At 50.9% G+C, this 1,699-nt stretch carries 1 protein-coding gene; it reads right to left on the reverse strand.

The window, feature by feature from the left end; all coding sequences use genetic code 11:
* Nucleotides 1-202: 202 nt before the first annotated feature.
* Nucleotides 203-1,633, reverse strand: a complete 1,431-nt coding sequence (locus CZ787_RS09590) for an IS1182 family transposase (RefSeq protein WP_087108575.1) — start codon at nt 1,631-1,633, stop codon at nt 203-205.
* Nucleotides 1,634-1,699 lie beyond the last annotated feature (66 nt).

The raw sequence follows: 1,699 nt of genomic DNA on the forward strand, positions 1-1,699 counted from the left end.
GGCCGAGGTTGTGTGAAAACCTAAAAATCAGCTGCCGATAACAGTATCCAGTCGTCCTGGTACGACTATCGGCTAGCAATACGTTTCAGAACGTCTTCATTTATTATTTCCGCATCTCTAGCTGTTTGAGATGATCACTAAGAAACACCCGCTAAAGAGCGTTATCGGCTTTTACAAGCTTGCCAGAACCAGGTTGAAGCCCTTACCCACGCATTGCCTGGACTAACCCCTGGGTGCCAAAGATATTCATTACGCGTTTCATGTTATAAGCAAGTACATGGAGGCTCATTTCCGTGCTGACGTTCTTAAGTCCCTTCGTCAGGAAGTGTGTCGCTCCCATCCACGCTTTCAACGTGCCAAAGGGGTGCTCGACCGTCTTACGACGGATGCGCATCATATACGGCGCCTGATCCAGTCTGAATTTTACCGCCTCCAGAACCTCTTCGTGTTCCCACCGTTTGATACGCCGATAGATACCTGTGGTGCATTGCGGCTTCATTGAGCAATTCGGGCAAGCCGAACTCCAGTAGCAATGAAGCGTCTGGCCTTTTTCAACGTTCTTGAAGCGCCAAATCAGGCGCTCCCTTGCTGGGCAGCGATATTCATTACGCTCAGGCTCGTAGCGGAACGCTTCTCTGGGAAACATACCTTTAGCCTGGCTAGGCGAGGTTTTGGGCTTGGGAAGATACGTCGTGATACCGGCCTTGTGACACGCAAGTATCTCCTCACCCGTAAAGTAACCGCGATCAGCTACAACGTGGAGACCACTGACAGCACTAGCATCGCGTGCTTGTTGGGCCATCCGGTAAAGCTGACGCCGGTCACTGCCGACATTGGTGACCTCATGGGCGACAATCAAATGATGCTGGCTATCGACAGCCGTCTGCACGTTGTAGCCTACGATTCCCGTTCCTCGCGCAGTCATGGAGCGAGCGTCAGGGTCTGTCAAAGAGACTTGCTGGTCAGGGGACTCAGTTCTTTGAATTTCAATGGCTTGTAGTTGCTGAACTTCTTCTGTTAGGGAAGCGATCTTTTCCTGCAAACCAGTCGTCTGCATTTCTGTGACAGCGGCGGCGCCTTGATCCATTGCATCGAGCTGGCGTAAGTAACGCTTAATACTTTTATCGATTTCTTCTGCCCGCCGCTTCATCTTGGCCAAGGTAAAGTTACGGTCTCGATTGTTGACTGCCTTAAATTTGCTGCCATCAATTGCCATTACCGAATGTGAAAAGAGCCCTAAACGTCGACATATCATGACAAAGTCGCGGCAAGTAGCTTGAATCGCTTTGCCGTTGTTTTTGCGGAAATCTGCGATCGTTTTGAAATCCGGCGCTAGGCGTTCCGTTAGCCACATGAGTTCAACGTTACGCTGTGCCTCACGTTCCAGACGGCGGCTAGATTGGATGCGATTGAGGTAGCCGTAGAGATAAATTTTTAAAAGAACGGCGGGATGGTAGGCGGGCCGACCCGTCGCATGAGGGTCAACGCCATTAAAGCCCAGCTGCTTGAGATGAAGGGCGTCAACAAAAGCCTCAATGGCTCGAACCGGATTATCTTCGGAGACAAAATCATCCAGAAGCTCAGGAAACAAGGTAGCTTGGGATCGGGATTCACCTGCGACGAACCGTTTCATCGTTACCTCCCACACTCTGTCATGGGATAAGTATAGCGACAGCTACGTTTTCACACAGCCTCGGCC

Origin of the sequence: Halomonas citrativorans (genome assembly GCF_900163645.1) — a bacterium.
Taxonomy (GTDB): Bacteria; Pseudomonadota; Gammaproteobacteria; order Pseudomonadales; family Halomonadaceae; genus Vreelandella; species Vreelandella citrativorans.